The 3,038-nt window shown below is 70.2% G+C and carries 3 protein-coding genes and 1 pseudogene; 2 read left to right on the top strand and 2 right to left on the bottom strand.

The window, feature by feature from the left end; all coding sequences use genetic code 11:
• Together AC08ON_RS01005 and AC08ON_RS01000 are read left to right on the top strand one after the other, a co-directional pair.
• Positions 1-442 (top strand): FkbM family methyltransferase (locus tag AC08ON_RS01005; protein WP_476616298.1); only part of this gene is annotated, 442 nt, incomplete at its 5' end.
• Positions 439-1,443, top strand: a complete 1,005-nt coding sequence (locus AC08ON_RS01000) for a glycosyltransferase (protein ID WP_476607859.1) — start codon at positions 439-441, stop codon at positions 1,441-1,443. The genes AC08ON_RS01005 and AC08ON_RS01000, both read left to right, overlap by 4 nt.
• On the opposite strand, the gene AC08ON_RS00995 is transcribed toward AC08ON_RS01000, so the two are convergent.
• Complete coding sequence (locus AC08ON_RS00995) at positions 1,427-2,197, bottom strand: FkbM family methyltransferase (protein ID WP_476607858.1); 771 nt, start codon at positions 2,195-2,197, stop codon at positions 1,427-1,429. The two genes, AC08ON_RS01000 and AC08ON_RS00995, sit on opposite strands and share 17 nt — an antisense overlap.
• A pseudogene (locus AC08ON_RS00990) lies at positions 2,184-3,038 on the bottom strand (hypothetical protein); the annotation flags it as partial. The gene AC08ON_RS00995 and the pseudogene AC08ON_RS00990, both read right to left, overlap by 14 nt.

Below are 3,038 nucleotides of genomic sequence, written 5' to 3'. Positions count from 1 at the left end.
GGGGATCAGCACGTTCCACATCGCGAGTCGCAACCGCGCGACCAGCCATCTGGACGGATTCGGCAGCAGCCAGACCGGCGGCACCCGCGCGGCACAGCTCGTGCCGACCTTCACTCTGGACGGCCTGCTCACCCATTTCCCGGCACCGGACGTCGTGAAAATCGACGTGGAGGGGGCCGAGCACGCGGTCCTCAGCGGTGGGCGCAGGCTTCTGGGCGACATCCGCCCGACCGTGATCTGCGAGGTCACCGGACGCAATGCCGAGGCCGTCGGCGACCTGCTGCGCGGGCACGGGTACCGCATCGTCGACGCGGAGGTTCCGCCGCCGGCCCGGCGGCCCCTGATGGCGGCACCCTGGTCCACGTTGGCCGTGCCAGACGTCCCGCCCTCCACCCCGCGACCCACGTCCGGGCAAGTTCCCGAGTCCCTGGTGCGCGCATGAGGACCACGGCGGTCATCGTCCACTGGGGGCCGACCGGGCCGACGATGGATCTGGCCGCGCAGCTGGCGGCGATGCCTCAGATCAGCGAGGTCGTCGTGGTGGCGAACGACCTGCGAGGACGACCCGACGGCCTCGGGGAGGAGACGGCCTGGCTCGTCCCCCCCGGCAACCTCGGTTTCGGCGGCGGCTTCCGGCACGCGTGTGACGCCTATCCGGCCACCGACTGCTATCTCCTGCTCAACAATGACGTCCAGCTCGTGCCGGCCACCGTCGATGCCTGTCTGGAACTACTGTCCCGCCCGGGCGTGGGCATCGTCGGACCCACTCTGGTCAACGCCGACGGTCTGCATCCGGGCTTCGCCGGGCTCACCCGCGTCTTCACCGTGCCGCGCGCCCGCCGGACCCCCACGGACCACGCCGATGACGTGCCGTGGGTCACCGGCGCGATCACCTTTGTCAAGGCCGAGTGTCATCGGCAGGTGCCGATGGCCGTTCGGTACTTCCTGTACTACGAGGACGTGGATCTCTGCCACCGCGCTCGGGCGGCCGGGTGGCGTGTCCTCGTCAGTCCGGCCCAGGCCTGGCACACCGGTGGGGGGACGGTACCCGGCAACGGCTACACCTACTACACGGTGCGCAACCGGCTGTGGTTCGCCCGCATCCACGGCCGCCCGCGGCAGGTGGCACTGGTGACCGCCTGGTTGCTCCTGGCAGTGCTGCCCCGGGTCGCCGTGTCCGAGCTGGTGCGCCGGCGCGGAATCGTCCGCGTCCACTGCGGCCTGCGCGGCGTCGTGGACGGTCTCGCCCGCATCCCCGACATCGACCAGACCCTGCCCGGGGAACCCCGGGCGTCCCGGTGGAGTACATGGACACGCGAGGCCCGCTCCGTCCCGCGTCCTCGCCCGGCCCAGGACCGGCCGATCGGTCCGTCGGACCCCGCGGGGGGAGCCGACCGGCGGGAGAAGGCGGCCGGCACGGGGGAGCTCACCCGTCCCGGCTGAGCGTGACCACCACTCCGTGGCGGTCGACCACCTGGAAGCCCAGTCCACGCGCGGCGTCGAGCAGGTCCGCCGCGGTGACGGGCCGTCCCTCGAAGGTCGTGTCGTGCATCTCGAACACCGCTCGACGGCACCGGTCCAGCGCGCCCGGATCCCCCAGCAGGAACGACGCCTCCGCACCCTCGATGTCGCTGACGAGGTCGAACTCCGCGATCCTCTTGCGTACCAGCAGGTCCCGAAGCGTGGCCGCCGGAATGGTGACGCTCCGCCGTGACGCGTCGTCCCACAACCGGGAACCGAGGTTGTTCCCGACGAGGGCGAACGCCACCGGACCCACGGCCTGCGTGATCGCCCTGTTCTCCACGTCCAGGGTGATGTGCCCGGCGTACGCGGCCAGGCGTCGCGTGAGGCCCTCGATGAGGTGGGGATTGGCCTCCACGCACACCAGCCGCGAGCCGGGTGCCAGCCGCGAGGCGATATGCGCGCTGGTGATGCCCAGGCTCGCACCGAGTTCCACGACGGTGCCCGAGGTCGTGAGATGACGGCGGATCATCCGGATCTCGGCCCCTTCGTACAGCCGCCAGAACAGCGCCGCCCGCGCCTGCGGGGTGAAGCCGCGGTCAGCCACGTCGAAACGCAGCCCGTGGTTGGGGACCCGGTTGCGGGTGGCCGCCGCGATGACCGTTCCCACCGCCGGGGACGTCAGGGCACCGGCGATCGAGATCTTGGTTCGGTAAAGAACATCACTGGCGTCCATAAGCAAGATTTTTTCCCTTCGTTGCGGGCCGGGCGCCACCGTAGGCGAAGCGTGCCGTCAGGAACAGCACGGCCAGCTGGATGGGCAACGCCGCGAGGAGGTCCCCCACGCTGCTCTCGGAGTTGACCAGTTGGAGGAAGAGCGGAACGAAGATCACGATGTAGCGTAGATCCTTCATCGGGTCCCACGCCTCGTCGATCAGTCGGAAACCGGCGCCCAGTAGTGCCATGCCGACCAGCAGGGGAAGCAAGCCCCCGTGCAGATAGAGGTCGGCCTGGGGGGAGACAGCGGCCGCGGAGTAGATCCGGGCGTTCCCCGAGAGGTACTGCTGTTTGAACTCGTAGCCGGTGGCCCTGATCGGTTTGTCGGGCCAGACCGCCCGGGGCACGGCGGTCAGGACGGGAGCCAGGAACAGCTCGTTGATGTCCCGGTAGGGAACGATGTCGGGAGACAGCTGGACGACGATGGCCAGACTGTCGATGCCTCGCATCCGCGAGGTCAGGTACTCCAACGGTGACTCCCCGGGGCCTTCCCCCGCGGGGGCGTCCCCGGCCAGCGTCCGGCCCAGCACGGTCGGCGCCATGGACACCGCCGACCGAGCGTCCATGGTGTGGCTCTGGCCGCGTACCTGGGCCCGGTAGGAGGCGTTGTAGGGAATCAGCACGAGGACGAAGATGGCGGCGGCCGCGACGATCCACCGCATCGGAAGCCGGCCGCGGGCGACGGAGAACGCGATCAGCACTCCCCACACGCTGGTCGCGAACACCCCCTTCATCCCGCTGGCGACAGCGAAGAGGATCTCGACGGACAGCAGGGCGACGAAGGTCCGCCGACGCCCCCC

The sequence above is a fragment of the Frankia sp. CoWAU3 genome (assembly GCF_977971855.1).
Note: the sequence above shows the minus strand (reverse complement) of the source record. Positions and strands in the feature narration are given on the sequence as shown.